The organism is Xenorhabdus vietnamensis (genome assembly GCF_002127535.1).
Classification (GTDB): Bacteria; Pseudomonadota; Gammaproteobacteria; order Enterobacterales; family Enterobacteriaceae; genus Xenorhabdus; species Xenorhabdus vietnamensis.
The window spans coordinates 1-1,648 of record NZ_MUBJ01000080.1 but is presented as its reverse complement, the minus strand read 5'-3'; the positions used below and the strand labels follow the sequence as shown (position 1 = coordinate 1,648).

2 protein-coding genes and 1 pseudogene are annotated in these 1,648 nt (G+C 37.0%); 1 reads left to right on the top strand and 2 read right to left on the bottom strand.

Annotated features, from left to right (window positions below; all coding sequences use genetic code 11):
- Positions 1–105: 105 nt before the first annotated feature.
- Positions 106–270 (top strand): annotated as a pseudogene (locus Xvie_RS20225) (IS256 family transposase); the annotation flags it as partial.
- A gap of 83 nt (positions 271–353) precedes the next feature.
- On the opposite strand, the gene Xvie_RS20220 reads toward Xvie_RS20225, so the two are convergent.
- On the bottom strand, positions 354–1,019 hold the full coding sequence (locus Xvie_RS20220; protein WP_086110876.1) for a hypothetical protein: 666 nt from the start codon (positions 1,017–1,019) through the stop codon (positions 354–356).
- A 146-nt stretch (positions 1,020–1,165) separates the two neighbouring features.
- A complete protein-coding gene (locus Xvie_RS20215; protein ID WP_086110875.1) occupies positions 1,166–1,387 on the bottom strand; it encodes a hypothetical protein in 222 nt (73 codons plus the stop codon).
- Between the last annotated feature and the right edge of the window lie 261 nt (positions 1,388–1,648).

Genomic DNA, 1,648 nt, shown 5'->3' with positions numbered 1-1,648 from the left:
GGGGACACAGGTCTGTCGGGAGCCGGATGCGGTAGTTCCGCACGTCCGGTTCTGAGGAGGGGCCCACTCAGGTGACTGAGCGGGTCTACTCACCCAAAAACCCGTATCAAGAAACGCAAAATATTCCCGTCGGATGACTCGGTGAAAAAGGTGATCTGGTTGGCGATTCAAGCAGCGTCTAAAAAATGGACCATGCCTATTCAAGATTGGCGTTTTGCGATGAGTCGTTTTATGATTGAATTTAGTGACCGTCTAGACGGTCACGTTTAATCGAAAATGGCGATTACACAAAATACTAAACAAGGTCATAAAAATGCCATATTATTCAAACAGGGCTTAATGCAACAGAACATTTACTCTGTACCAATTTTGACGTTTGGTGTAACTAAATAATATCCTAAGAAATTAATATCTATATTTTTCAGACTGTTGTCTAGCTTTTTCATTTCTTTCATTTCTATCTCAGGATCGGTGATAACATGAGGAGGATTACAATCACGTTCTCTAATGGTAAGATTAGTTACCTTACCGGTATGAAATTTATGCGCCCAACAGATATTATTGGAATTAGAATTATGAACACTAGAATCTTTTGACCACACCTCTCTAAAGAAATGATATCCGAACGGATTACCAGCTTCACCCGTATTATTATCTGTCCAGTAAAACACAGCCACCCTCCACACAGGATTATCTTTATCTCCTTTTACAGGTTTACCCGTAATTTCAACAAGACCATCATTCTCTATACCTATTTTAAAGGCATTTATATCCTTAACCAAGTGGTTATATTTCCTGTAACCGGGATCCGGTATTTTATCCACACGGATGTTGCATGCATATGCATAGCAGTTATTTTTAGATACTACATCGGCCTTATTCCAAAACTCAGGATTATATTTTCCAATCTGATAGATGGTATTATTACCAGACACAGTCTCACTAGAAATTATGCTCTCAGAGTCAGTGTCGCATCGTTCCTTTCGGTCGTTATCTGAAGTCGGATATTCTACGCTCATAATCACTATACCTATTTTGAATAACACAATAATTAATTAAAAGAAAGGCTAGGCAGCCTCTCTTTACAGCTAAACCTCTGAGGATTGTATTTCCCGCTCCTTGGGGGTAGCTGCTTAATATAATACCTATCAGAGCGTTGAGTGAGTTACCCAATCGCCACTCTCCTCAGAATTACAATGCCTTCTGTTCCTATATACTTTTCTACCGATTTACTTTTCCACTCAGCGCTACTTCCTTTAACCATTGTTAGAGGAGGATGGTTATCTGTACATGACTTCCCTTCAATCAACTTATTAGTTTTTAGAACCAGATCATGGTTGGTATCGTTTCTAAATTTTACTGTTACGGAATGTTCACGAATATCCATAATCATTACCTCAGTGTATTCCTAGGACAAAGTTATGTCATTAACTCTATTTTTATATTTTTTAACACCCTTTAATTTAACTTTAAAATATTTTAATTACCTGATAGTTTCTAACTAATCTTTATAGATATTAAATGAAAAATACTTCAAGTACATTAAAACTATAGCTAAATCATATTAATATGACATAATATCTAAATCTAAGATGACAAGGCATAAAATGAGATGGGCTACAGCTTAGATTTTCGAAAGCGAGTACTG